Origin of the sequence: Eubacterium sulci ATCC 35585 (assembly GCA_001189495.1) — a bacterium.
Classification (GTDB): Bacteria; Bacillota; Clostridia; order Peptostreptococcales; family Anaerovoracaceae; genus Eubacterium_B; species Eubacterium_B sulci.
Map to the genome: position 1 here is coordinate 639795 of CP012068.1, position 24398 is coordinate 664192.

The 24398-nt window shown below is 42.6% G+C and carries 21 protein-coding genes and 1 pseudogene; 21 read left to right on the plus strand and 1 reads right to left on the minus strand.

What is annotated here, in order from left to right; all coding sequences use genetic code 11:
* The first annotated feature begins 69 nt into the window (after positions 1-69).
* From ADJ67_02960 to ADJ67_03000, 9 genes are read left to right on the plus strand one after another with little or no spacing between them, the layout of a single operon-like run.
* Entirely contained in the window at positions 70-1713 is a 1644-nt protein-coding gene (locus tag ADJ67_02960; protein ID AKT47646.1) for an acetyl-CoA carboxyl transferase, read from the plus strand.
* A 22-nt stretch (positions 1714-1735) separates the two neighbouring features.
* On the plus strand, positions 1736-2656 hold the full coding sequence (locus ADJ67_02965) for a hypothetical protein (protein ID AKT47647.1): 921 nt from the start codon (positions 1736-1738) through the stop codon (positions 2654-2656).
* Between the two features lie 11 nt (positions 2657-2667).
* Complete coding sequence (locus tag ADJ67_02970) at positions 2668-3594, plus strand: 2-nitropropane dioxygenase (GenBank protein AKT46740.1); 927 nt, start codon at positions 2668-2670, stop codon at positions 3592-3594.
* Positions 3578-4633, plus strand: a complete 1056-nt coding sequence (locus tag ADJ67_02975; GenBank protein ID AKT46741.1) for a 2-nitropropane dioxygenase — start codon at positions 3578-3580, stop codon at positions 4631-4633. The genes ADJ67_02970 and ADJ67_02975 overlap by 17 nt, the downstream gene beginning before the upstream one ends.
* 21 nt (positions 4634-4654) lie before the next feature.
* Positions 4655-5578, plus strand: coding sequence for a malonyl-CoA--acyl carrier protein transacylase (locus ADJ67_02980; GenBank protein ID AKT46742.1), 924 nt, complete (start codon positions 4655-4657; stop codon positions 5576-5578).
* Positions 5578-6321, plus strand: a complete 744-nt coding sequence (locus ADJ67_02985) for a 3-ketoacyl-ACP reductase (GenBank protein AKT46743.1) — start codon at positions 5578-5580, stop codon at positions 6319-6321. Before ADJ67_02980 ends, ADJ67_02985 begins: the two co-directional genes overlap by 1 nt.
* Before the next feature lie 6 nt (positions 6322-6327).
* Positions 6328-7563 (plus strand): 3-oxoacyl-ACP synthase, encoded by a 1236-nt coding sequence (locus tag ADJ67_02990; protein ID AKT46744.1) that lies wholly within the window; start codon positions 6328-6330, stop codon positions 7561-7563.
* A 21-nt stretch (positions 7564-7584) separates the two neighbouring features.
* Positions 7585-8010: a 3-hydroxyacyl-ACP dehydratase gene (locus ADJ67_02995; protein ID AKT46745.1), complete on the plus strand. Its 426-nt coding sequence runs from the start codon at positions 7585-7587 to the stop codon at positions 8008-8010.
* Between the two features lie 12 nt (positions 8011-8022).
* Positions 8023-8505 carry a hypothetical protein gene (locus tag ADJ67_03000; GenBank protein ID AKT46746.1) on the plus strand — a complete coding sequence of 161 codons (483 nt, stop codon included), beginning with the start codon at positions 8023-8025 and terminating at the stop codon, positions 8503-8505.
* 214 nt (positions 8506-8719) lie between these two features.
* Here the strand turns inward: ADJ67_03000 and ADJ67_03005 are convergent, their stop codons facing one another.
* Positions 8720-10195: a carbon starvation protein CstA gene (locus tag ADJ67_03005; GenBank protein AKT46747.1), complete on the minus strand. Its 1476-nt coding sequence runs from the start codon at positions 10193-10195 to the stop codon at positions 8720-8722.
* Between the two features lie 370 nt (positions 10196-10565).
* On the opposite strand from ADJ67_03005, the gene ADJ67_03010 reads away from it, so the two are divergent.
* From ADJ67_03010 to ADJ67_03065, 12 genes and pseudogenes are all read left to right on the plus strand, one after another.
* Positions 10566-11855: a hypothetical protein gene (locus ADJ67_03010; protein ID AKT46748.1), complete on the plus strand. Its 1290-nt coding sequence runs from the start codon at positions 10566-10568 to the stop codon at positions 11853-11855.
* Positions 11856-11883: 28 nt separating this feature from the next.
* Positions 11884-13449 carry an NAD(FAD)-utilizing dehydrogenase gene (locus ADJ67_03015; GenBank protein ID AKT46749.1) on the plus strand — a complete coding sequence of 522 codons (1566 nt, stop codon included), beginning with the start codon at positions 11884-11886 and terminating at the stop codon, positions 13447-13449.
* A gap of 27 nt (positions 13450-13476) precedes the next feature.
* Positions 13477-15228, plus strand: a complete 1752-nt coding sequence (locus tag ADJ67_03020) for a hypothetical protein (protein AKT46750.1) — start codon at positions 13477-13479, stop codon at positions 15226-15228.
* A 116-nt stretch (positions 15229-15344) separates the two neighbouring features.
* Positions 15345-15677: a hypothetical protein gene (locus ADJ67_03025; GenBank protein ID AKT46751.1), complete on the plus strand. Its 333-nt coding sequence runs from the start codon at positions 15345-15347 to the stop codon at positions 15675-15677.
* Entirely contained in the window at positions 15674-15868 is a 195-nt protein-coding gene (locus ADJ67_03030; GenBank protein AKT46752.1) for an ABC transporter substrate-binding protein, read from the plus strand. The genes ADJ67_03025 and ADJ67_03030 overlap by 4 nt, the downstream gene beginning before the upstream one ends.
* 280 nt (positions 15869-16148) lie before the next feature.
* Positions 16149-16694: a membrane protein gene (locus tag ADJ67_03035; GenBank protein AKT46753.1), complete on the plus strand. Its 546-nt coding sequence runs from the start codon at positions 16149-16151 to the stop codon at positions 16692-16694.
* A complete protein-coding gene (locus ADJ67_03040; GenBank protein ID AKT46754.1) occupies positions 16682-17809 on the plus strand; it encodes a serine-pyruvate aminotransferase/archaeal aspartate aminotransferase in 1128 nt (375 codons plus the stop codon). Before ADJ67_03035 ends, ADJ67_03040 begins: the two co-directional genes overlap by 13 nt.
* Positions 17810-17866: 57 nt before the next feature.
* Entirely contained in the window at positions 17867-18334 is a 468-nt protein-coding gene (locus tag ADJ67_03045; GenBank protein ID AKT46755.1) for a small multidrug export protein, read from the plus strand.
* Positions 18335-18375: 41 nt separating this feature from the next.
* A complete protein-coding gene (locus ADJ67_03050) occupies positions 18376-18882 on the plus strand; it encodes a DNA mismatch repair protein MutT (GenBank protein ID AKT46756.1) in 507 nt (168 codons plus the stop codon).
* Between the two features lie 22 nt (positions 18883-18904).
* Positions 18905-19495, plus strand: a complete 591-nt coding sequence (locus tag ADJ67_03055; GenBank protein ID AKT46757.1) for a hypothetical protein — start codon at positions 18905-18907, stop codon at positions 19493-19495.
* A gap of 225 nt (positions 19496-19720) precedes the next feature.
* Positions 19721-21922 carry a hypothetical protein gene (locus ADJ67_03060; protein ID AKT46758.1) on the plus strand — a complete coding sequence of 734 codons (2202 nt, stop codon included), beginning with the start codon at positions 19721-19723 and terminating at the stop codon, positions 21920-21922.
* Between the two features lie 162 nt (positions 21923-22084).
* Positions 22085-24127: pseudogene (locus ADJ67_03065) on the plus strand (hypothetical protein).
* Positions 24128-24398: the final 271 nt, after the last annotated feature.

The following is a 24398-nucleotide window of genomic DNA, read 5'->3' on the forward strand; positions in this document are numbered from 1 at the left end:
TTAGGCGACAAGATAAAGCTGCTTAGATTTGTTAAGAAAATCAGCAAATCATCAGCGACGCTTGAGGAGATACGCAGTGAAAACGAAATAGTGGAATGCAAGGGCTGCGGATTTCAGGCGCCAAAGAACGAGTGGAGAGACAATCTATACGAATGTCCTGAGTGCGGTAAGTATAAGAATATCGCAGCTAGAGTGCGCATCAAGTACATCTGCGATGAGGACAGCTTCAGAGAGTTCGGAAGATGGATAAAGGGGTATAATCCGCTCGATTTTCCTGAATACGATAACAAGCTTTCAGAGATGGAAAAGAAGACTGATATGCCTGAGGCTGTGGTCACCGGAACCTGCAAGATAGACGGACACAAAGCAGTTATCTGTGTCATGGATTCGAGGTTTATGATGGCCAGCATGGGCATGGCTGTAGGTGAGAAGGTTACAAGGGCTGTTGAATATGCGACCAAGAAAAAACTTCCACTGGTAATTTTTTCAGCTTCTGGAGGCGCAAGAATGCAGGAGGGAATGCTATCTCTGATGCAGATGGCAAAAACCTCAGCCGCTATTGGTAAGCTACGCGAGGCGGGAGGGCTATTCATTTCGGTTATGACAAATCCGACAACGGGTGGCGTCACGGCGAGCTTTGCTTCCCTCGGCGATATTCAGCTTGCAGAGCCTGGAGCGCTTATTGGCTTTGCGGGTCCTAGGGTCATTAGTCAAACTATCGGCGAAAAGCTCCCTGAGGGTTTCCAGAGCGCGGAATTCCTCTATGAGCACGGTCTCTTGGACAGGGTAGTTCCAAGAGCAGAGCTGAAAAGCTACATCGCTAAACTCATTTCGCTCCACCAAAAAGGAAAGAAGGCTCAGCTCGCTTCTTCAGACAAAAAAGAATTAGCTAGAGAACTGGATGAAACGCTTTCAAGTCGCAGTGCAGATGAACGTGTTTTGATAGCGAGAATCGAGACTAGGCCTACAGGCAGAGATTATATTGATAGACTAATTTCTGACTTCTGTGAGTTTGGAGGAGATAGACTTCATGGAGAGGATGTCTCAATTGTTGGAGGCGTCGGAAGATTTCACGGAGTACCTGTAGTAGTTATAGCTCAGGAGCGTGGAAAGAGCCTTGATGAGAAGATAAGTCACAGATTCGGAATGCCAAATCCTGAAGGTTATCGCAAGGCAGAAAGGCTCATGAAACACGCGGAGAGATTCGGACTTCCCATCATTACTTTTGTTGATACTCCTGGAGCATATCCTGGAAAGGAAGCCGAGGAAAACGGTCAAGGCAGTGCGATTGCTCATTGCTTGCTAACTCTTAGCAGACTTAGAGTGCCGGTTGTAAATGTATTCATCGGTGAAGGTGGAAGTGGAGGCGCCCTTGCTATAGGCTTTGGCGACTGTATGATAATGCTAGAGAACAGCGTATTTTCAATACTATCACCAGAGGGATTTGCCTCGATTTTGTACAAGGACTCCTCAAGATGGAAGGAAGCCTGCGAGAACATGAAGATGACAGCGCCAGAACTCAAGAAAATGGGAATCTGCGACTGCGTTATCAAAGAGGATGGTGAAGGTGCACACGAAAATAGTGAGCCAGTATTTAAGAGACTAGATGCTGCACTTGCAGGAAATCTCGCAAGACTTATGAAGATAAGTGGCGAGGATATCGTAAAGCAGAGATATCACAGGCTGCGTAAGGTCGGAAAGGAACTTATTTAGGATGATGAAAGAAAAGCTTGCTATGAAATTTATAGGAACTGGTCTTGCTCACGGCAAGAAAAAGGTTCTAAACGACGACCTGGCTAAGATCATGGACACAAGTGACGAGTGGATTAGAGAAAAGAGCGGTATCGAAAGCAGATGGTTTGCAGATGGGCAAAGCAATGCAGATATCGCTTGCGAAGCATCTCTTAAGGCTATAGAGGAATCAGGGCTTTCTGCTCGCGATATAGATGCGGTAATCGTATGCACATTTACAGCAGATAAGGCAACTCCAGGAGTTGCTACAGAACTTTGCGGTATGCTCGGGCTAAGAGAGGATGTGCTTGCTACAGATGTAAACGGTGCTTGCTCAGGCTTCATATACGGAGCAATTGTAGCAAATGCACTTCTTCATACAGGAAGCTACCAGAACATTTTGCTGGTCGGAAGTGAAACTATAAGCAGCTTCATGAGCATGAAGGACAGAGGGACAGATGTGCTCTTTGGAGACGGTGCTGGCGCTGCCGTATGTACATTGAGAGAGGATGCCTTCTTTGCACACCTAGAAGGTGTAATTTCAGATTCTGAGGTCCTATACTGCGAGAGATTTGAGCAGAGAATCAGCATGCAGGGTCAAGAGGTCTATAGATTTGCAGTAAATAAGATTCCGGAGGTAACTCAGGAGCTACTAGATCAAAACGGTGTGCATAAGGATGATGTTGACTTCTTCATCTTCCATCAAGCTAACAAGCGCATTATCAGAAGTATTGCCTCAAAGCTAGGCGTTCCTATTGAAAAATGCTTCATGGATTTAGAGGAATATGGAAACACCTCGGCAGCCAGCGTTGCAATTGCAATGGCTGACATGAGGGACAAGGGCCTTCTTAAGCCCGGAATGCTAGCAGTAAGCGTTGGATTTGGCGCAGGACTAACTTATGGAGGAATGCTTTTTAGGGCATAAGGGGATTGAATATGAATTTAAATAAAATTTTTGATATAGAATTTCCTATTTTTCAGGGAGGAATGGCTCAGGTTGCTACGGGTTCTTTTGCAGCCGATGTATCAAATGCAGGTGCCATGGGGATCATCGGTACTGGAGCTATGAATGCCGAGATGTTAAAGGCCGAAATCGATGCTGTTAGAGCAAAGACGGATAGACCATTTGGCATCAACCTAATGATGATGAATCCCGATGTTGAAAGAATGGCAGATGTCATCGCTGAGTCTGGCGCATCACTTGTAACAACTGGTGCAGGAAATCCTGGCAAGTATATCGAACTTTGGAAGAGCAAGGGCATCAAAGTGTTCCCTGTTGTTTCATCGGTTGCACTTGCTAAGAGACTTGAATCTATGGGTGCTGATGGCATGATAGCTGAAGGCTGCGAAAGCGGCGGACACATCGGCGAAATCACAACCATGGTTTTGGTTCCGCAGATTGTAGATGCAGTGAGCGTTCCAGTTGTAGCTGCTGGTGGTATAGCTGGCGGACGTCAGATGGCGGCTTCTGAGATCCTTGGAGCTACGGGAATTCAGGTCGGCACTGTACTGCTTGCAAGCGAGGAGTGTCCTATCCACCAAAACTATAAGGATGCCGTTATCAAGGCAAAGGATAGAAGCACTATCGTTACTGGCAGAAACTCAGGAGCCCCTGTTAGAGTCATTAAAAATCCAATGGCTCAGGAGTACCTAGAGCGTGAAAAGGCGGGTGCAGACCTTATGGAGCTCGAAAAATATACGCTCGGCGCACTTAGAAGAGCTGTCCACGAAGGTGATGTCAAGAGAGGCTCACTGATGGCTGGGCAGGTGTCAGCGCTCGTCAAAGAAGTGAAACCACTTCGCAGTATTTTCGAGCAAATGATGAGAGAATATGAGGAATGTAAGAATGAGTTTTGCAAATAGAGCGTCTGCTAAAGTTTTTAGGGATAAGCTCGAAATTCCAGTTATTCAGGGCGGTATGGGAGTTGGTATATCCATGGGAAAGCTCGCCGGAAGCGTCGCAGCTTGCGGTGGTATGGGTGTTATTTCAACTGCTTTGATCGGCTTTCGTGAGGAAGATTTCTATCAGAATCATGTAGAGGCTGATGTGCGTGCCCTTAGAAAAGAGATACAAATCGCTAAGGAAATTGCTAATGGTAGAGGAATGATAGCCATAAATGCTATGACTGTAACTACTGACTATAGGGAATGTATCGAGGCTGCTGTCAGGGAAGGAATAGATGCGATCATATCAGGTGCTGGGCTCCCCCTTGCCCTACCTGAACTAGTTGATGGCAAAGATGTCCTAATAGCTCCGATTGTCTCGAGTGCCAAGGCGGCAGCTTTGATCATGAGAAGCTGGAATAAAAAATGTGAAAGAAAACCCGACTTCATAGTTGTTGAAGGTTCGGGAGCAGGCGGACATCTAGGCTTTAAGAAGGAGGAATTGCTCGAGAAAAGCTATAAGCCTCTAACTGAGATAGTCTCAGATGTCGTGAATGTCTGTGGAGATATACCTGTCTTTGCTGCAGGAGGCATCTTTGATGCAGATGACATCAAAAAGGTACTTAAGTGTGGTGCTTACGGCGTGCAGATAGGAACAAGATTCATCGCCTGTGAAGAGTGCGATGCAAGTCAGGGATTTAAGGATAAAATCGTGAAAGCGAAGGCCGAGGATTTAAAAATCATACAAAGTCCTGTAGGGCTTCCAGGAAGAGCACTTAAATCAGCTCTTCACAAGCAGGTCGAAAAGGAAGGTAGAAAAGCGCCAAGTCGCTGCATAAATTGCATAAGTACATGCGATCCTAAGACGACGCCGTACTGCATAAGCGCAGCTTTGATAGCAGGATTTAATGGAGACGAAGAAAATGGACTTTTCTTCAGCGGTGAAAACTGCGGAAGAATAGATAAAATAGTTAAAGTCAAGGACCTTATGGATGAACTGTCAAAGGGATTTGAATAAATATTAAGCGAGGAGAACAAAATGAAAACAGCTTTTTTATTTGCTGGACAGGGAAGTCAGAAGCCAGGGATGGGCAGAGATTTGTACGCTGAGTTTGAAGGATTTAAAAATTGCTTTGACAAACTGCCAGCTGAGCAGAGAAGCATCGCATTTGATGGAAGCATGGAGGAACTTTCTCAGACCCAAAATACGCAAGTCATTCTCTTGGCTTTCGGTATGGGAATTTACAGCGTACTAAAAGAGAACGGAGTTAAACCTGATTTTGCAGCAGGTCTAAGTCTTGGAGAATACACAGCTTTATGCAGTGCGGGCGTTTTTGAATACGAGGATGCGCTAAAGCTCGTTCAGTTTAGAGCAAACGAGATGGTTAAGGCATCAAAGGACGTAGATTCAAGCATGGCAGCTGTCCTTGGACTTGAGCAGGAGCCGCTTGCTGAGTGCTGCAAGCAGGCATCAAATGGGGACAAAAAGGCAGAGATAACCAATGTCAACTGTCCTGGTCAGATTGTAATTTCGGGTGAGGCTTCAGCAGTAGCTAAGGCATCTGAGCTCGCTCTAGAAAAGGGTGCAAGAAGGGTTATGCCACTATCAGTTTCAGGACCGTTCCACACATCATACATGAAGCCAGTCGGAGATGCTCTTCTTGAGAAGACCAAGGAATTTAAGCTAGGCAAAGCAGAGTTTCCTGTTTTGTTCAACTACACAGGAGATGTGAAGCAGGCAGATGAGTCAATCTCAGAGCTTCTATCAAAACAGGTTCAGTCTGGTGTACTGATGGAGAAGATAATCAGAAAGCTAATAGAGCTTGGGGTTACAAACTTTGTTGAGATAGGCCCAGGAAATGCACTGTCTGGATTTGTCAAAAAAGTAGATCGCTCGGTGAAGACAATTAGCATTACTACAGCTGATGAGCTTCGCCAGGCCATTGAAGAGTTAGGAAGGTAATCGATATGGGAAATAGAGTTGCAATAGTTACAGGTGCCGGAAGAGGTATCGGAAGAGAGGCTGCGGTAAAGCTAGCTCAAAGCGGTGTTGATGTCGTAATCAACTACAGCAGAAGTGAGGATGCTGCTCTAGAGACAAAGAGACTCTGTGAGGAGGCAGGAGCTAAGGCTATCCTAGCAAAGGGTGATGTCTCAAATGAAGAGGAGTGCAAGGCTATCGTAGATCTTGCTATAAGCGAGCTAGGAAGACTTGATATACTTGTAAACAACGCTGGTATCACAAGGGATGGACTTGGCGTGAGAATGAGTGCAGAGGACTTTGATAGCGTCGTAAAGACCAATCTCTACGGACCTTTCTATATGATCAAAGCAGCTGCGTCTGTGATGATGAGAAAAAGATTCGGAAGAATAGTAAACGTTTCATCTGTCACAGGAATCGTTGGAAATGCAGGCCAGGTAAACTATGCTGCAGCAAAGGCTGGAATCATCGGAATGACAAAGAGCTTTGCTAGAGAGCTGGCAGGCAGAGGCGTTACTGTAAATGCTGTTGCACCAGGATTTATTAGCACTGCAATGACAGATGCTATCCCAGAAGAGGCAGCAGAAAAGCTCCAGAGTAACATTCCTATGGGAAGAGCTGGAACTACAGCAGATGTCGCAAGTGCAATTCTATTTTTGACGACTGAAGAGTCAGGATATATCACTGGAGAGGTTCTCAAGGTCGATGGCGGAATGGCCATGTAGGAGGAAATTATGAAGAGAAGAGTTGTTGTTACAGGTATCGGAGCAGTTTCCCCTATAGGAATTGGAAGCTCAAATATGTGGGAAAATGCCAAGACTGGAAAGCTAGGTATAGATTTCATTACTCAGTTTGACACTGAGGAATCAAAGGTAAAAATCGCAGGCGAGGTTAAGGACTTTGACCCTTGCGAAATCATGGACAAGATGGAAGCTAGAAGAACAGCTAGATTCACGCAGTTTGCTCTCTATGCTGCAGAGGAGGCTTTCAAGCAGAGCGGTCTTGATATGTCAAAAGAGGATGCGCTGAGATGCGGTGTAAATGTTGCTAGTGGAATCGGTGGACTTCCAGTAATTCAGCGTGAATGCCTAAGAGGGGATAAGCACGGATATGATAGAGTTTCACCTCTATTTGTTCCATCAAGCATAACTAACATGGCAGCAGGAATGATTGCAATCAAGCTCGGATTTAAGGGAAGCTGTACCTGCGTTGTTACAGCCTGCGCTTCAGCTTCAGATTCAATAGGAGCAGCCTTCCACTATATCAGAGATGGATACTCGGATGTAATGGCTTGTGGAGGTGCAGAAAGCTGTATCTGCGAGCTAGGAATAGGTGGATTTGCTTCTATGAAGGCACTTTCTGACTCAGACAATCCAGCACGTGCATCAATTCCTTTTGATAAGGAGAGAAGTGGCTTTGTTATGGGTGAGGGAAGCGGAATCCTAATCCTTGAAGAGTATGAGCATGCTGTTAAGAGAGGAGCAAAGATTCTTGGCGAAGTTGCTGGATATGGAGCTAGCTGCGATGCGAACCATATGACTGCACCGCTTGAGGATGGTAGTGGAGCTGCTGACTGCATGACCTTAGCTATTAGAGATGCCGGAATTGAGCCTTGTGAAGTTGGATACATCAATGCTCATGGAACAGGAACACCGCTTAACGATAAGGGTGAGACCAAGGCAGTAAAGCTTGCCTTCGGTGAGCACAGCAAGGAACTTTTGATCTCATCAACAAAGTCCATGACAGGACACCTTCTTGGTGCGAGTGGAGCAATTGAAGCTGTAATGGCAATTAAGGCTCTAGAAGACCAATTTGCACCTCCTACAGTAGGATATAAAGTGCCTGACGATGAGTGTGATTTAAAGATTTGTCCTAACGAAGGAGTAGCTTTTGACAGCGAATACGCTATGTCAAATTCACTCGGGTTTGGTGGACATAATGCGTCTTTGATTTTCAAGAGAGTTTAGTGTAAAATAAAGGAGATTAAGATGACTCTTAATTCAGAACAGATAAAAGAAATTCTTCCTCACAGATATCCTTTCCTTCTTGTCGACAGGATTACGGATATGGAGCCAGGTAAGTTTGCCAAGGGAATTAAGTGCGTATCTCAGAACGAAATGCACTTCCTAGGCCACTTTCCACAGAAGGCTGTCATGCCAGGGGTTTTAATCCTCGAGGCTTTGGCTCAGACTGGTGCTTGCGCACTTTTATGCGCCGAGGAGAACAAAGGAAAGCTAGCCTTCTTCGGCGGAGTCAAAAACTGCCGATTTAAGAGACAGGTAGTTCCGGGGGATGTTTTGACGCTGGAATGCGAAATCATTAAGAGCCGCGGTAACGTAGGCTTCGGAAATGTAGTTGCGACCGTAGATGGTGAAGTAGCTTGCAGTGGGGAGATTTCATTCGCAATAGGATGATGGGAGAGATATATGCTGAAAGAAAATTTTTCGCATGTTTATGACAAATTCAAACTGCTCTTGTACGATAAGGCATTCAATGATGATAGTGACGATGATGCACTATCTGCATTTGAGGTTATTTGCATGGAGATAATCACAGCCCTAAAAGAGCCAACTGTAAACGCATTTGCCGACGCAGCACATATGTCTTCGCCGAATGCGACATACAGAGTAAACAGCCTTATCAAAAAGGGATATATCAACAAGAAGCGCGGTGAAACCGACCGCAGAGAGTACTACCTCGAAGCGACCGAGAAGTACACCAAAAACTACGGTATGGTCTACGACTATATCGGAATCGTTTGCGACCGCATCAAGGAGAGATTCTCAGAGGAGGATGTCGAAAAACTCGACGAAATTCTCGAAGTAGTTGCAAAGGAACTGACCCACGAGGCAGATAGCTTCCATAGCGTTGCGATTAGAAAACGCAAGCTAAAAGGCGTAAAAGCTTAGATAAATGTAGAATATGTAAACCAAAGTAGCAGCCTTGGCATATTGCCAGAGCTGCTATTTTGCATGTACAAAAGTTCACTTACCTTTGTGCGGTTATTTAGCCTGTAATAAAGCACAAAAGGAACTGAAACCGTTTAATCGATATGAATAAGAAAACCCCGTATCAGACAATACGGGGCTTTATACACTATGTATTTAATTTGATTAGAGATTACTATTTAACCTCTAGTGGAGTATCCACAAGTGGTGTATCTCCAGCCTTTGTATAAACTTTAATCATATAGAAAGCAAATACTACAGCTGCAAATGCGATACCAATACCATCAGCGATTGTTGGATTGATTCTGAAACCTTCCTTAGCCTGCAAGATATATGCTACTGTTACAGCTGACATATATGTTGCTGGAATTGATGCCATCCAGCTGCTAATCTTGCTTCTGTAACGGCATAGGTAAACTGCGATAGCCCAAAGTACCATCATAGCAAGTGTCTGGTTTGACCATGAGAAGTATCTCCAGATAACTGCATAGTTTAGCTTAGAAATTCCATAACCTACAAGAAGTAGTGGAAGTGAAAGAAGAAGTCTCTTCTTCTTATCCTGCTGGTCAATCTTGAACCAGTCTGCGATTGTAAGTCTTGCTGAACGGAATGCCGTATCACCTGATGTAATAGGACATGCAATAACACCTATCATAGCTAGGATGCTACCAACACCACCGAGAAGTGCTCTTGACATCTGATATACAGTGTTTGAGTTACCACCCTGCATATCTAGAAGAGCCTGTAGTCCAGTACCATCTCCACCTCTGTTGTAGTAGAATGCAACGCCAGCTGATGCCCAGATAAGAGCGATAATACCTTCAGCAACCATTGCTCCGTAGAAGATCTTACGGCCGTTCTTCTCTTTTGTTAGGCAACGAGCCATCATTGGTGACTGTGTTGCATGGAAACCTGAGATAGCACCGCAAGCAACAGTGATGAACATTAGAGGCCAAATTGGAAGCTTGTCCTTTGCAGGATACATGTTCTCAAAGTGATCCCATATCTCAAGCATTGGTCTTTCACCTGAATGTAGAAGTGTTGCACCACCGATTCCAAGAGCCATTACGATAAGAGCAAGACCGAAGATTGGGTAAATCTTACCAATAATCTTGTCGATTGGAAGTAGAGTTGCTAGGAAGTAGTAAATAAGAACTACGATTGTCCAGAACTGAACGCCAAATGCATCTGGTGTTAGAAGTGCAATTAGCTGTGCAGGTCCAACCATGAATACTACACCAATCATGACTAGAAGTACAACTGAGAATATTCTCATGATAGTCTTCATTACTGGTCCGAGGTACTTTCCGACAATCTCAGAGATTGAAGCACCATTGTTTCTTTCTGAAAGCATTCCTGATAGGTAGTCGTGAACACCACCAGCAAAGATTGTACCAAATACAATCCATAGATATACTACTGGTCCCCAAAGAGCACCTGATAGAGCTCCGAAGATAGGACCAAGTCCTGCGATGTTAAGGAGCTGAATAAGGAATGACGTACCAGTCTTCATTGGAATGTAGTCAACGCCATCTTCCTTAGTGTACGCAGGTGTTCTTCTATCATCTGGTCCGATGAGTCTTTCGACAACCTTTCCGTAGGTAAAGTAACCCGCAATAAGCAGTACTACACCCATGATAAATGAAATCATAAATTTCCTCCTTCTTTACATAAAACATAAGTTATATGAACAAAATCACATACATAATCTACACATTAGATTATAAATGTTTATCAAAACAGTTTCAATTGTGATAGGACAATGTTAATAATCTGATTTCTTATAACTAGTATTAAAAAGACTAATCACATATCACATTCTGCATTGGAGAATCTAATATACCATACAAAGTGCATAATTCCGTAGTTACTAGATCAAAACATATTGCGTATCACATTAGAAAAAGTTATGATGTATTTGGCAAAAAGCCTATATTTTTTGTACCCATGACACCATATTTCAATCACATTCTAGTCAAAAAAATAACAAAGTTAACGGAAAAATTGAATTCGGAGATGAAATGACAGAAATGAGCAAAGTCAAAGGATTTGATGTAATAGTAATAGGAGCAGGAGCATCTGGCATGATGGCAGCAGTTTCGGCTGCGAGCCTCGGCGCTAGGACTCTTTTGGTGGAGAAAAACGATTCTCTTGGTAAGAAACTTCTTCTAACAGGAGGCGGCAGGTGCAATCTCACAAATGCAGAAGACAGGGATGAACTCCTTGCGAAGATTCCCGTAAATTCAAAGTTCCTATATAGCAGCATGGCCAGCTTTGACAACAAGGATATAATGGATTTCTTCACATCGGGAGGGCTTAAGCTGAAGGTAGAAGACAAGGGCAGGGTTTTCCCAGTTACTGACTCATCAAAGAGCATAGTTGAGCTCTTTGAAGCCAAGTTAAAAAAGCATGGTGTAAAGATAAAGACAGGAAGTGCCGTAACAGAGATTCTGCAGAGAGAAGGGAAAGCTCTTGGCATTAGAACAAAGCATGGTGAGGAGTTTTACTCCCCATGCGTAATAGTTTCCTGCGGAGGAAAGTCATTTTCTTCAACTGGATCAAATGGAGATGGCTATGCACTCATGGAGGTTTTAGGGCACAGCATAAGTCCGCTTTATCCAGCTGAGGTTCCCATAGTTTGCAGAAATTATGGTGATTTTCTCTCTGAGCTTAGTGGGATATCGCTTCAAGACGTAAAGCTCAGTGTATATAACAAAAAGAATAAACTTGTATCAAGCCACGAAGGAGATTTGATTTTCACGCATTTTGGCCTATCAGGACCTATTGCGCTCAGGTGCTCAGGCTTTGTTAACAGCATAATGCGAAAGGATAGGCTAGAAACCGTAAGACTTAGCCTCGACCTACTTCCGCAAAAATCAAAGGGAGAAATCCTGGATGAGCTTAGAAGCATGGCAAGAACTAACGGAGAAAAGGAGCCAAAAACTTATTTAAGGGCAGAAATCCCAAAGAGGCTCGCTGACTATATTTTGAAGCTTGCAGTAATTTCGGATGGAGAGAAGCTAAAGCAAATACCAGAGAAAAAGCTTGAGGAGTTTGCGGGGCTTTTAAAAAATGTGGAGTTTCAGGCAGAGGGAACGCTATCGCTAGACAAAGCCTTTGTTACAGCTGGTGGTGTCTCAGTTAAGGAGATAAACCCTAAGACCATGGAATCTAAGCTAATCTCAGGTGTCTATGCCTGTGGAGAGGTGCTCGATGTAAGTGGATACACGGGCGGATATAACCTAACCATTGCTTTTTCGACAGGTCATACGGCAGGTAGTGCTGCTGCAGAAAAGGCGCTAGGCGAATAATATAGAATTAATTTGATAGGAGCTAAGTGTGTATAGAATTAGCCAGATAAAGCTCGCGCTAAACGAGCCTAAGGAGCTTCTCGTAAAGAAAATAGAGAAGAAGCTTTCAAACAATGTAAAGATAAAGGAATATAAGATTGTAAAGGAGTCGATAGACGCTAGAGACAAGAGCGATATCAGATTTGTCTATACGGTCGACTTTGATGTAGAGCAAAGGCAGGGCGCAAGGAAAATAACGCTAAAGCCTGACCATAAGAAGATTCTTTCTATAGCGCCTGACATGAGCTATAAAGCACCTGAGCCTGGCGTGCGTGAGCTAAAGCATAGGCCAGTTATTGCAGGCTTTGGGCCATGCGGAATCTTTTGTGCTTTGATACTTGCTCAGCAGGGATATAGACCGATAGTTCTCGAGAGAGGAAAGTGCGTGAGCGAAAGAGCTGAGGATGTGCAAAACTTCTGGAATGGCGGAGCGCTAAACACAGAGTCAAATGTTCAGTTTGGCGAGGGTGGTGCTGGAACTTTTTCTGACGGCAAGCTTACGACCGGAATCAAGGACCCGAGAATCCATAAAGTCCTAAGTGAATTTGTAAGCGCCGGTGCACCAGAGGAAATACTTTACAAGAATAAGCCGCACATAGGAACAGACCTTCTCAGAGATGTGGTCGCAAATATACGCGAGGAGATAATTCGACTCGGCGGTGAGATTAGATTTTCGAGTAAGCTAGTCGGCATAGACGCGCCATCGGGGAAAATCAAAGCCATCAAAGCTGAGGATGTTTTGACTGGGGAAAGCTACACACTAGAAACAGAAAATCTAGTACTTGCCATAGGCCACAGCGCAAGGGACACCTTTAGGTATGCGCACGAGCTAGGCATTGAGATGTCAGCGAAGCCGTTTTCCATAGGAGTGAGAATAGAGCACCCACAGAAGATGGTAGATGAGGCTCAGTATGGCAAAACCAAGGGTCTTCCACCTGCAGAGTATAAGCTATCTCATCGCTGTGAAAACGGAAGGGGTGTTTATACATTTTGCATGTGCCCAGGTGGTGAGGTCATAATGTCTTCTTCTCAAGAGGGTGGTGTTGTAACAAACGGCATGAGTAATCACAAGCGTGACAGTGGAACAGCTAACAGCGGACTTCTTGTTGATGTTAGGGTTTCTGATTTTGATAGTGATAATGCACTGGCTGGAGTAGAGTTTCAGGAAAAGTACGAGAGGCTCGCTTACAAAAACAGTGGCGGAAGATATGCCTTCCCTAAGACCTGCTGGTCAAAGTTCAGAGATGGAGATAAAGATGCGAAGGCTGTGATTGACTCGCTCCCTAGCTTTGCTGTTGAGTCTATTAGAGAGGCCATGCCATATCTAGGAAGAAAGCTAAAGGGCTTTGACGATGATAATGCAGTGATGAAGGCGGTAGAGACGAGAAGCTCTTCGCCAGTTAGATTTTTTAGAGACGATAGGCTTCAGGGAAGCATCAAAGGGCTTTACCCTGCAGGTGAGGGCGCAGGATATGCTGGCGGCATAACGAGTGCAGCCTGCGATGGTATAAAGGTTGCTGAGAAAATTATCGAGGAATTTTGTTTCAAGGCCTAGCTTTGATGTCCTGAAAGGAGTAAGGGAATGAGAAAAGAAAAATTTGCTTTTTATAGCTTTTTGATACTGGTGACAATAGTATTTGAACTCTATATGTTTTTGAACAGAAACGCTTGGTCTGGACTAATTCTTGTTTTGGTTACAGCCTTTATAATAAGTCTTTATTGGAAGAAGACAAGAAAAGGCGGCAGGGCTGTAATTGCAATGTTTATTCTCTTTGCTTTAATTTCATTCATAAGCCTTCCTAAGGAAAAGCTCGTCCCAGCTACCTATGATGGAGCAAAGCGCACGGGCAAAATCGAGGTAAAAGAGGGTAGGCTCACAGGTGTATATAACAAAGATGGCTCAGTTGAGGTCTATGCAGGCATTCCATATGCTAAGGCTCCAGTTGGAGATTTGAGATGGAAGGAACCGAAAAATCCTGAGAAGTACAAAGGTGTTCTCAGGGCAGATCACTTTCAGCCCATGGCCATGCAAAAGCGCACTAACAGAGTCGTTTCATCTGCAACTGATATTTTCTTCTACCGCAATGTGACTAGAACAATAAAGAATAGATATGTTCCAAAGATGAGCGAGGACTGTCTTTATCTCAATATTTGGAAGCCTAGAGGACAGCAAAAAAAGCTCCCTGTTGTCTTCTATATCCACGGAGGTTCGCTCACAACTGGTCAGGCTTGGTGGGAGGACTATAACGGTGAATCCTATGCGAAGAATGACGTTATATTTGTAAACTTTAGCTATAGACTTGGTGCGCTCGGGTTTTATGCTGATGAAAATCTAGCTTCTGAGTCTCCTAACGGAACTACAGGAATGTACGGTTTCCTCGACCAGCTTAAGGCTCTTGATTGGGTGAGAGCAAACATCGAAAAGTTCGGTGGCGATCCTGACAATATCACAATTGCAGGTGAGTCTGCAGGCTCATCCTCGGTAAATGCAATGTGCACTTCACCACTGGCAAAAGGCAAGTTCAAATACGCAATCTCTGAGAGCTCCTCGATTACAGCAAAGAACCCGCCTCATTCATATATGGATATCAAAACGGCAATAAAGCAGGGCAAATCTCTTCGCGATGAGCTAGGCGCAAAGAAGCCTAAGGATCTCAGAAAGCTTTCTGCTGAGGACATTGCAAACACAAATACCAAGTATGGAACGCTTAATGCGATGACAAACGATGGGTACGCTTTGACAAAATCCCCATATGAGAGCTATATGGCCGGTGAAAATAATGAGAAGGCCTTGCTGACTGGATATAACAAGGAGGATGGCGACTTCTTCTTGCTCCTTGAATCAAAGACAGATAAGGATAACTATGCTGATAAGATTAAGAAAAGCTATCCTAAGGGCTATGAGGAAATCCTAAAGCTTTACCCAGCAAAGACGGATGAAGAGGCAGCAAAGAACTTCAAAATTATCTATAACGCTGGAACCTTCGGTTATGGGCATGATGTATGGAGCAGGTTAGCAAGCGAAAGAGAGCCTGTATATAGATATTACTTCACCAAGGAAAACAAGTCGATTGGCTCTAACCATACAGGAGAACTTCCATACGCCTATGGAAACATAGGAAAAGCACCATATCTATATGACAGCAGTGACAAGAAGCTTTGCGAAACTATGACGTCTTACTGGATTAACTTTGTAAAGACTGGAAATCCAAATGGCAAGGGTCTTCCTGAGTGGGAGCCGTATAACAGTGGCAAAGTGCTTGAGCTAGGTAGTAAAATTAAAATGATAAGCGACCCTAACGATAAGCTATATAGAATCTTTGATCAGGAATAGAGTGAAAGCAAAATGTAAAAAGTTATTGACATTTTTGTTAAAAGTATTAAGATAAAAATGTAAAGAGCTTTTTACATTCAATTACTGGCATTAGTATTTCTGAAAGGAGAAACGCTGTGAAAAAGATGGATGAAATGGATAGAAACATCCGTATGCGTTCTGAGAGCTGGGGATATAGGGTTGCCATGACATCACTAAGTATATGGATAATGTACAATTCTTATAAGACAATTGTACACGGAGCAAAGTCGGAAACGATCCCTGTTCTTATTCTTTTATTGGGTGTTAGTGCACATAATATCTCGATGAGTATGATAAAAAGAAAAATGGTTGCTGGCGATGATGAATATAAAGAACCAAATAAATTTATACAAATAATAATTACAACCATTGTTATTGCAGCCTTAACTTGTTTACTGATTGTGTTTTTGATTACCTTATCTTTATGAAAAATATAATAAAACAGTTAAGAAAAGAAGCAGGGCTCAGGCAAGAGGATATGGCTAATGAACTAGGAGTCAGCAGACAGACCATAGTTGCTATTGAAAATGACAAATACAATCCTACACTTGAGCTCGCAATGAAAATAGCGAAATTTCTCAAGCTCCATGTAGAGGATGTATTCTTTTTAGATGATTAGAAAATAATAAGGCAAAGCAAACCATAAAATAGACAGATAAAAATGAAGAGCAGTAGGTCCAAATAAAGGGCTTACTGTTTTTATTTTAATAAAACTTAAGTACATAATCTAAACTGTATATATATAAATAACACATTTCAACAAGTACAGTAGGAACAAAACCCAATATAATCCTAAACTGTATATTATAAAAAATAAAATATTGCATATTTAATAAATCTAGATTAGTGCTAGAATAATATTGTAATAGATTTAAATATAATATATAGGAGTTATACACATGGAAAATAGAAAAAAAATAACAACACAAGAGCTCGTAATTACAGCACTTTTCATCGCAATGGTCTATGTTGCAACATGGCTAATTAATATCAGACTTCCACTTGCAGGAAGTGGCGGACTAATCCACCTTGGCAACGTACCTCTATTCATTGGAGCTATGCTCTTTGGTAGAAGGACAGGAGCATTAGCAGGTGCTTGCGGAATGGGACTCTTTGACATAATGAGCGGATGGGGTGCATGGGCGCCATTCACATTCGTAATCGTTGGACTCATGGGATATACAGTTGGATATTTCGCAGAGAAAAAGCCAATCAAGAACGCATTTGCGAATAGCCTTGTTTCCCTAGTTTTAGCGCTAGTTATCAAACTAGTTGGCTACTACTTTGCAGAGGTTATATTAACCGGAAACTGGATAGCCCCATTTGGATCGGTGCCTGGCAATATCGCACAGGTTGGATTTGCTATAGTTGTAGCACTTCTAGTGGCACCAGTTTTGAAGCTAGCAACAAGGAAGGTACCTGGTAGCATAGAATGTACAAGATAATGACAGCAGGACCTACACAGGTCAGAGAAAATGTAAGATTAGAAAGAAGCAAGGAGTTTACGAATCCAGATATAGACCCTAAGTTCTTTGACTTCTATAAGGAAACTTGTGAGCTTCTATCAAAGGCAATGCACACTGATACCAAAGCCTTCATCCTAGGTGGAGAAGGAATACTAGGCCTAGAGGCTGCCTGTGCTTCTTTAACTGAAGAAGGCGACAGAGTACTCGTAATAGATAATGGAATTTTTGGCAAGGGCTTTGCTGATTTTGTTAGCATGTACGGCGGAGAGCCAGTGCTATTTAGCAGTGACTATAGAAATCCAGTTAATGTAGATGAGCTTAGAGATTTCCTATCAAAGGATAGTAACTTTAAGTATGCAACCGTGGTTCACTGCGACACGCCAAGCGGAGTTATGAACGATGTCGAAAGCATAAGTAAGCTCTTTGATGAGTTTGGAATTTTGACAGTCTGTGACTCAGTAGCAGGAATGTTTGGAGAGCCACTAGATCTTAGTAATTCTAAGATAGATATACTATGTGGGGGTTCGCAGAAGGCGCTTTCAGCTCCTCCAGGACTTACTATGGTTTGGGTTAGTGACAGGGCTTTTGAGGCAATGCAAAACCGTAAAACTCCTATCAAAGCTTTCTATGCAAACCTCCTTTTTATCAAGGACTACTACGAAAACCAGTGGTTCCCATATACGATGCCGGCAAGCGACATCATGGGACTAAGAGTTGCGATAGATAATTATCTTGAGGATGCAGATTTTCAGAATAGACATAAGCAGCTTGCAAAGGCAACAAGAAATGCAGTAGAAAAGGCGGGGCTTAAGCTCTATCTAGAAAGCGGATATTCTAACAATGTGACAGTAATCGAAATTCCTGAAGGAATTACAGAGGATGAGATTTTGAGCGGGCTTAGAGATGAGTTTGGCATTTTGATAAGCGGATGCTTTGATGTGCTCAAAGGCAAGGTTGTTAGAATCGGTCACATGGGCGAAAATGCAAACAAGGAAGACCTTGCACAGACGCTCGAAGCGCTACAGAAGGTTCTTGAGGCACGTGGTATCAAGCTTGCATGCAATATGAGGGATGAATTTTTATTGGCTTGCTAATATCGACTGATTCAAGTAAAATACTCTTAAGTATTATTTAGATCAGTGAGAGTGAAGATGCTAAAAAACTACGTTTATTTGTTTTTTATGTCTATGCTCCCCATGGCTGAACTTAGAGTTGCAGTGCCATTTTCTCAGGCGCGCGACCTGCCAGTCATAGAGTCTTTACTCATATGCATGATAGGTAACATGATACCAGTTCCATTTATCTACCTATTTGCCAGAAAGATTCTAACCTGGGGATGCGAAAGACCTTTTATATGGAAGCCGTGTCGTTTCTTCCTGAGCAAAGGAGAGAAGGCTGGACACAAGCTTACGCAGAAGAGCGATAGAGGTGTATTTATCGCGCTTTTGTTGTTTGTAGGCATTCCTATTCCGGGAACAGGTGCTTGGACAGGAACACTTGCAGCAAGCATACTTGATATAGATTTTAAGAAGACGGTGCTTTCAGTTACGCTAGGCGTTGCGCTTGCAGGTGTAATTATGATGATTGCAAGCGTCGTTGGAGTAAATATTTTTAACTAATAGGGCCCATCGCGGCCTTTTTACTTTGATAAGGTGGAAATATGACAGCAAGTTTTGATGAGATAAGATCAAAGATGAGCACTTTGTGCTACATAGAGCGAGATGAAAAATATCTGATGATGCATAGGGTCCTCAAGGAAAACGATGTAAATAAGGACAAGTGGATAGGTGTCGGCGGACATTTTGAGCATGCAGAAAGTCCAGAAGAATGCCTGCTTCGTGAGGTATATGAGGAGACGGGATATAGACTTTGCGACTATAGATTTAGGGGGATTATCACCTTTGTTTATGGTAAGAAGGGTAAGGAAACCATAGAGTACATGCATCTTTTCACTGCACAGAACGTGATAGGAGAACCAAAGGCCTGCGACGAGGGCGTTCTAGAGTGGGTGCCTAAATCAAAGCTTATGGAACTTGAGCTCTGGGAAGGCGATAAGATTTTCTTAAGGCTCTTAGATGAAAGAGAGGATTTCTTTTCGCTCAAGCTAGTTTATAATGAAGAGGATAAGCTTATCGAGTGCGTGCTTGACGGAAAAGCGCTAAACTAAGTATGACCAAAGGAGAAGGCTAATGCCAGTTGCACTAATACCATCATTTCTATTTTACTGCTATATAAACGGAATAACGCCGGGTCCAGCAAACCTATGCAGCCTATCGGCAAGTCTTAACGCGGGCAAAAAGGTGGCTTTGAGACAATGGTGGGGAATTTTCATTGGCTTTTTCATAGATGCCATGATAGCAGTTTTCCTTATCTACTTTGTCGGTGAAGTTCTCGGAAAGTATATCTCATATTTTGCCTATGTCGGAGCAGCATATATAATCTGGCTTGCAATACATATACTGAGGAGTACAGTGTCTCCAGAAACGAGCAAGCAGGTGAACTATAGCATCAAAACTGGACTCATAGTCCAGCTGACAAATGCCAAGGTAATACTCTTTTGCTTCACAGCACTAGGAACCTATGTTGCACCTTACAGCGATTCATTCATGAGCTTATTTCTCGTAGGATGCTTCTTGCCGTTCACTGGACCTGTGTGCAATATGATTTGGCTACTCACTGGAGCAAAGCTGAGAAATCTATTCATCAATCATCAAAAGGCAGTTAATATCGTCATGGCAATAGCTCTAGTAATCTGTGCAATAAGCGTAGTTATAAAATGATTTTTTTGAAAAACTTTGATTAAATTTAGTTCTCAAAGTGTATATAAGTAGTGCACAATTTAAAGGGAGCTTGGGAATAGAGATTGAGATTTAAATCTATATAAATGAAAGGGCAGCAATGTCCTTTTTTTAAGGGGGAACATAAAAGACAAAACCTACACCCAAGAGGATGTGCATTTTGTCTTTTTTATTTGAAAAAATTTGAAATATATGGGGAGATTAGAAATGAAAAAAAAGAAAGGATTAAGGCTTACAGTAGTACTCGCTTTGATATGTAGTGTCCTTGTGACGGCTATGCCGCTTGCGTCATTTGCAGCAGATGACATATCAACTACACAGACTGCGCCAGCTACAAGAACATATAAGGTAAGACATGTAAGACAGTCACTAGATGGCAGCTATAACGACGAGTCACTAGCTGAGTACGAAACTCTCACAGGAAATGTGGGCGATAAGACTGAGGCAAAGGCAAGCAAAAGCTATGAGGGATTTCAGGCGCTTGTTCCAGAGCAGGTTCAGATAGCAGCTAGCGGTGATATAACGGTTACCGTTTACTATGCAAGAAAAAGCTATACAACATATTTTAAGACTGCAGATTCTACTAAGGACTTCAGCCAGACAAACCGTTATGAAGAAAGCCAGCCTGCACCACCTGCGCTTGATATTAATGGTAATATGTTCATGTACTGGGAATATGTGGACGAAAACGGAGTGATTAAAAACTGGCAACCGGGACTTCAGCCAGCTAAGGATATGACGGTTTACGCTAAGTACGATGTTCCAACTCAGGCTTCGTACACCATAAACTATTGGTACCAAAATGCGACTGATGAGGTTTCTTACACAGATGATAAAAAAACATATTCACTCTTCGATACAGAGAAGAAGGTGCAGGATATCAATACGGTACCTAACTTTGATGCAACTACTCGAGAGACGACATACAAAAAGTTTAATGCTAATAAGACAAGAATTGCAAATGCAAATAAGCTAGTAAATGCTGACGGATCAACAGTCATAAATGTTTACTACGACCGTCCAGTAATGACAATCACTTTGGTATACTATAACACTGATACAGGAGTCGAGGACCATAGAGTTGATTTAAAGGGGCTTTACGGACATTCGACTGAAGAAACCGGTGGACTTGATCCTAAGTACAGATGGTCAGCTGCAGGAAGTGCGAGCAATGGTAGAAGGCAAATGCCGACTATTTTCACTATACTACCATTATTCATGATTGATGATTATCACATAGAGTTTCATGCTAGAATCCTTGCACCGCCGTCAAATTCAGAGATATATGTAGTTTTCCACCACCAGAACACGGATGGAACTTGGACAAGGGATATGAAGTCTAAGAAGCTTCAGAGCTCTACTTATAACTTTCTAAACTTCTCGACATATTTTACGTCAAATGTAGCACATAATTATGCTTACTATTACTGGACTAATGCAGAGGATGAATTCACTACTGATGTAGGGCCATCAAATTCTGAGCTCAAGCCATATACATCTGGACAGAAGATACAAACTTTGCAAAATGGAAAGATTGTAGGTGACTATGATAATGACGGCGTAGGATATATGCATGTTTATGTAGAGCTAAGGCAGTATGACCTTCGCTTTGAAAATGCAGGAAACACTCCTGTGAAGCTACACTACGGCGAAGCTTTATCATCTGCAAATGCCGAATTTAACAATCCTATTAAGCCGGCAAACATCCCAGCAGAATATGTATTTGATGGATGGTACACATCGCCAGGACTTCAGGACGGCACAGAGTATAACCCTGAGATGAAGATGGGTACTCAGGACATGTTCCTATATGCAAAGTGGGTTCAGCCTAAAGTTAAGGTGACAGTGGAAGGTAATGGAGCGATTTCAGAGCTTCCAAGTGTAATTGATGTTCCGATGCTCGGTAGCGTCCACAGAGATCTTTCTATGATTCCATCAAAGGACGGCAACTGGTTTGCAGGCTGGTTTAGGGATGCAGCTTTCACGCAGCCATTTGATGTAAACGAAAGCCTAACTCAGGATATTACAGTATACGCAAAGTGGGTAGGAAGGCAGCAGGCAAACTGGGAAATCAGATATGTCGATGAGGATGGAAATCCGCTAGCCGATTCAAAAAATGGATTCGATAATCTATATGCAGTACTCTACACAAGTGCTTTAAACATCCCGGGATATGCAGTGGATTTCGCTAATAAGAACCTGAGCCTTTTGAGCGCAGATGATGTAAACACGGTGACATTCGTATATAGCAAGCAGAAGCCAGCTGAGACTATCGAAGCGCCAAAGACTGCTAAGTCAAACGTTCCAAACACAGGCGATAGTTCAAATGCAGCACTTTACGGAGCAGTAATGGCTATGTCAGTGCTTGCTCTAGCGGCTCTTGCAATTGCAAAGAGAAAGCACAGCTAATATAATCAATCAAAGGACTTGCGACAGCAGGTCCTTTTTTGATAAGCCTCAAAAAGTTCATCAAATTGAATTGACGGAATAATTTATCAGATAGCTTGTGTTGATTGTGAGATAGTAATTTAGTATAATTATGATGTATTATTACCTAAAGGGGGGACAATAATGAAGAAGAAAGGTTTTAGGCTATTGCTATCTTTTGCTTTGATTTGCAGCATGCTTGCTACAGCTCTGCCAGCAGCTGTTTATGCAACTGATTCGGCTCCAAGCATACAGACAGCACCAGCGACAAGAACGTACAAGGTAAGACATGTCAGACAGAGTCTTGACGGTACCTACAATGACGAATCTATGGCAGAGTATGAAACTCTAACTGGAAAAGTAGGGCAGAAGACTGAGGCTACTGCAAACAGAAACTATGAAGGTTTTCAGGCACTAGTTCCGGAGCAGGTAGAAATAGCACCTAGCGGTGACATAACGGTTTCTGTGTACTATGCGAGAAAAGAATTTACAACATATTTTAAGACTGGCGATCCAAATCAGGACTTTTATGAGACCTTCCTTTATGGAACAAATCAGTCTACGCCAGCACAGCCAAATATTCCTGGCAAGATTTTCCAAAATTGGGAGTATGTGGATGAGAATGGAGTAGCTCATGTATGGACACCAGGAGTGCAGCCTGGTAAGGACATGATTGTATCAGCTAAGTACGACATACCATTTCAGGCTATGTATAGGGTTAACTACTGGTATCAGAAGCCAACAGATGAAGTGGATTTGCCAGATGACCAAAAAACTTATGACCTTGTAGATACAGAGACAAAGACCCAAAACGTAAATACACCTGTTGTATATGATACTACATCACGTGAATCTACATACATGAAGTATAACAGCGCTAAGACCGTTGCAGCAAATACAGGTAAAACCGTAAGCGGAGATGGTGAGACTGTTGTAAACGTATACTATGATAGACCTGTTATGACTATAACTAAGGTATATTACAATACAGATACTGGAGTAGAGGATCACAGGGAGTCATATAGAGGTATATACGGACATTCTACAAAGGATGTTCCAGCACTAGAGAAGAAGTATAGGTGGACAGCATATAACAATCCAGATAGCAACACTATGAATTTAGCTAGGACTTATGTAAAGGATAATCGTTTTATGAAAGATGATTACCATATTGAATATCATGCAAGAGTACTAGCTGCGCCAAGTGTCAAAGATGTCTTCATAGTTATTCATTATCAGAATAAAGATGGTTCATGGTCAATGGATATGGAAAAATATATGGGTAAGCTAGAGACCTACTCATACAGCAGCTTCTATGCCTACTTTAATAATACCACTGCATATACATATGATTACTACCAGTGGACTAACGGAGAACAAGAGTTTACAGATAACGTAAGTGCAACAAACCCAGCGCTTACAAAGTACAACCAAGGGGATAGAATATATGTAATTAGGAATAATACATTACAGAACGACTTTGATGGAGACGGAAAGTCGTACCTGCATGTGTATACTAGCCGAAACCAGTTTAATCTGAGGTTCGCAAACGCAGATAATAACTTGGTTAAGCTTTACTATGATGCACCTTTGTCAAATGCACATAACGAACTCGATAATCCAATCAAGCCATCTAATGTGCCAGCGCACTATGTTTTTGCAGGCTGGTATACTGTAGGCTCTATGTATGATGAGACAAAGCTAAGTCCAGATGCGAAAATGCCAGATCACGACTTAGTTATTTATGCAAAGTGGGAAGAACCACATGTCAAGGTAACTGTTGAAGGAAACGGTGCTACATCGGAGCTGCCATCAGTTGTCGACATTCCAAAGTTTGGCAGCGTTCACAAGGATATTCCAAATATCCCATCAAAGGACGGCTACTGGTTTGCAGGCTGGTTCAAGGATGCAAATTTCACACAGCCTTTTGATGTAAATGAGAGCGTTCCTCACGACATGACAATCTATGCTAAGTGGGTTGGAAGACAACAGACAAACTGGGAAATCAGATATGTTGACGAGGCAGGAAGAGTGCTAGCAAGTTCTGTAACTGGTATAGGAAACCTGTATTCAGTTCTATTTGAAAATGCACTAAGCATCAGGGATTACGCTCCAGACTTTGCAAGTAAGAACCTAACATTATCATCGGCTAACAACACAAATGTCTTGACCTTCGTATATAGCAAGATTAGAACTTACTGGGTGACTGAGGACAATCATAATCTAAAGGACCCAGAGTATGGAACAAAGCCAGCAGAGAAGTTTGAGGGCTACACGCTAATAAGAACTTATACAGCAAAGAACGGTGATATTATTCACCTATATAGAAAGAATGTTCCAAACACAGGAGATAGCGCAAACATTGCTCTATTTGAGGCAATGCTTGCTATGTCAGCGCTTGGTCTAGCGGCTCTTGCAATTGCAAAGAGAAAGCACAGCTAATTTGATATACGAGAGA

What these genes read in the sequence shown, in the direction of transcription:
- ADJ67_02965 (AKT47647.1), top strand. Translation starts at nt 1,736, where the DNA reads ATGAAATTTATAGGAACTGGTCTTGCTCACGGCAAGAAAAAGGTTCTA.
- ADJ67_02970 (AKT46740.1), top strand. Translation starts at nt 2,668, where the DNA reads ATGAATTTAAATAAAATTTTTGATATAGAATTTCCTATTTTTCAGGGA.
- ADJ67_02975 (AKT46741.1), top strand. Translation starts at nt 3,578, where the DNA reads ATGAGTTTTGCAAATAGAGCGTCTGCTAAAGTTTTTAGGGATAAGCTC.
- ADJ67_02980 (AKT46742.1), top strand. Translation starts at nt 4,655, where the DNA reads ATGAAAACAGCTTTTTTATTTGCTGGACAGGGAAGTCAGAAGCCAGGG.
- ADJ67_02995 (AKT46745.1), top strand. Translation starts at nt 7,585, where the DNA reads ATGACTCTTAATTCAGAACAGATAAAAGAAATTCTTCCTCACAGATAT.
- ADJ67_03000 (AKT46746.1), top strand. Translation starts at nt 8,023, where the DNA reads ATGCTGAAAGAAAATTTTTCGCATGTTTATGACAAATTCAAACTGCTC.
- ADJ67_03005 (AKT46747.1), bottom strand. Translation starts at nt 10,195, where the DNA reads ATGATTTCATTTATCATGGGTGTAGTACTGCTTATTGCGGGTTACTTT.
- ADJ67_03010 (AKT46748.1), top strand. Translation starts at nt 10,566, where the DNA reads ATGACAGAAATGAGCAAAGTCAAAGGATTTGATGTAATAGTAATAGGA.
- ADJ67_03020 (AKT46750.1), top strand. Translation starts at nt 13,477, where the DNA reads ATGAGAAAAGAAAAATTTGCTTTTTATAGCTTTTTGATACTGGTGACA.
- ADJ67_03030 (AKT46752.1), top strand. Translation starts at nt 15,674, where the DNA reads ATGAAAAATATAATAAAACAGTTAAGAAAAGAAGCAGGGCTCAGGCAA.
- ADJ67_03035 (AKT46753.1), top strand. Translation starts at nt 16,149, where the DNA reads ATGGAAAATAGAAAAAAAATAACAACACAAGAGCTCGTAATTACAGCA.
- ADJ67_03040 (AKT46754.1), top strand. Translation starts at nt 16,682, where the DNA reads ATGTACAAGATAATGACAGCAGGACCTACACAGGTCAGAGAAAATGTA.
- ADJ67_03045 (AKT46755.1), top strand. Translation starts at nt 17,867, where the DNA reads ATGCTAAAAAACTACGTTTATTTGTTTTTTATGTCTATGCTCCCCATG.
- ADJ67_03050 (AKT46756.1), top strand. Translation starts at nt 18,376, where the DNA reads ATGACAGCAAGTTTTGATGAGATAAGATCAAAGATGAGCACTTTGTGC.
- ADJ67_03055 (AKT46757.1), top strand. Translation starts at nt 18,905, where the DNA reads ATGCCAGTTGCACTAATACCATCATTTCTATTTTACTGCTATATAAAC.
- ADJ67_03060 (AKT46758.1), top strand. Translation starts at nt 19,721, where the DNA reads ATGAAAAAAAAGAAAGGATTAAGGCTTACAGTAGTACTCGCTTTGATA.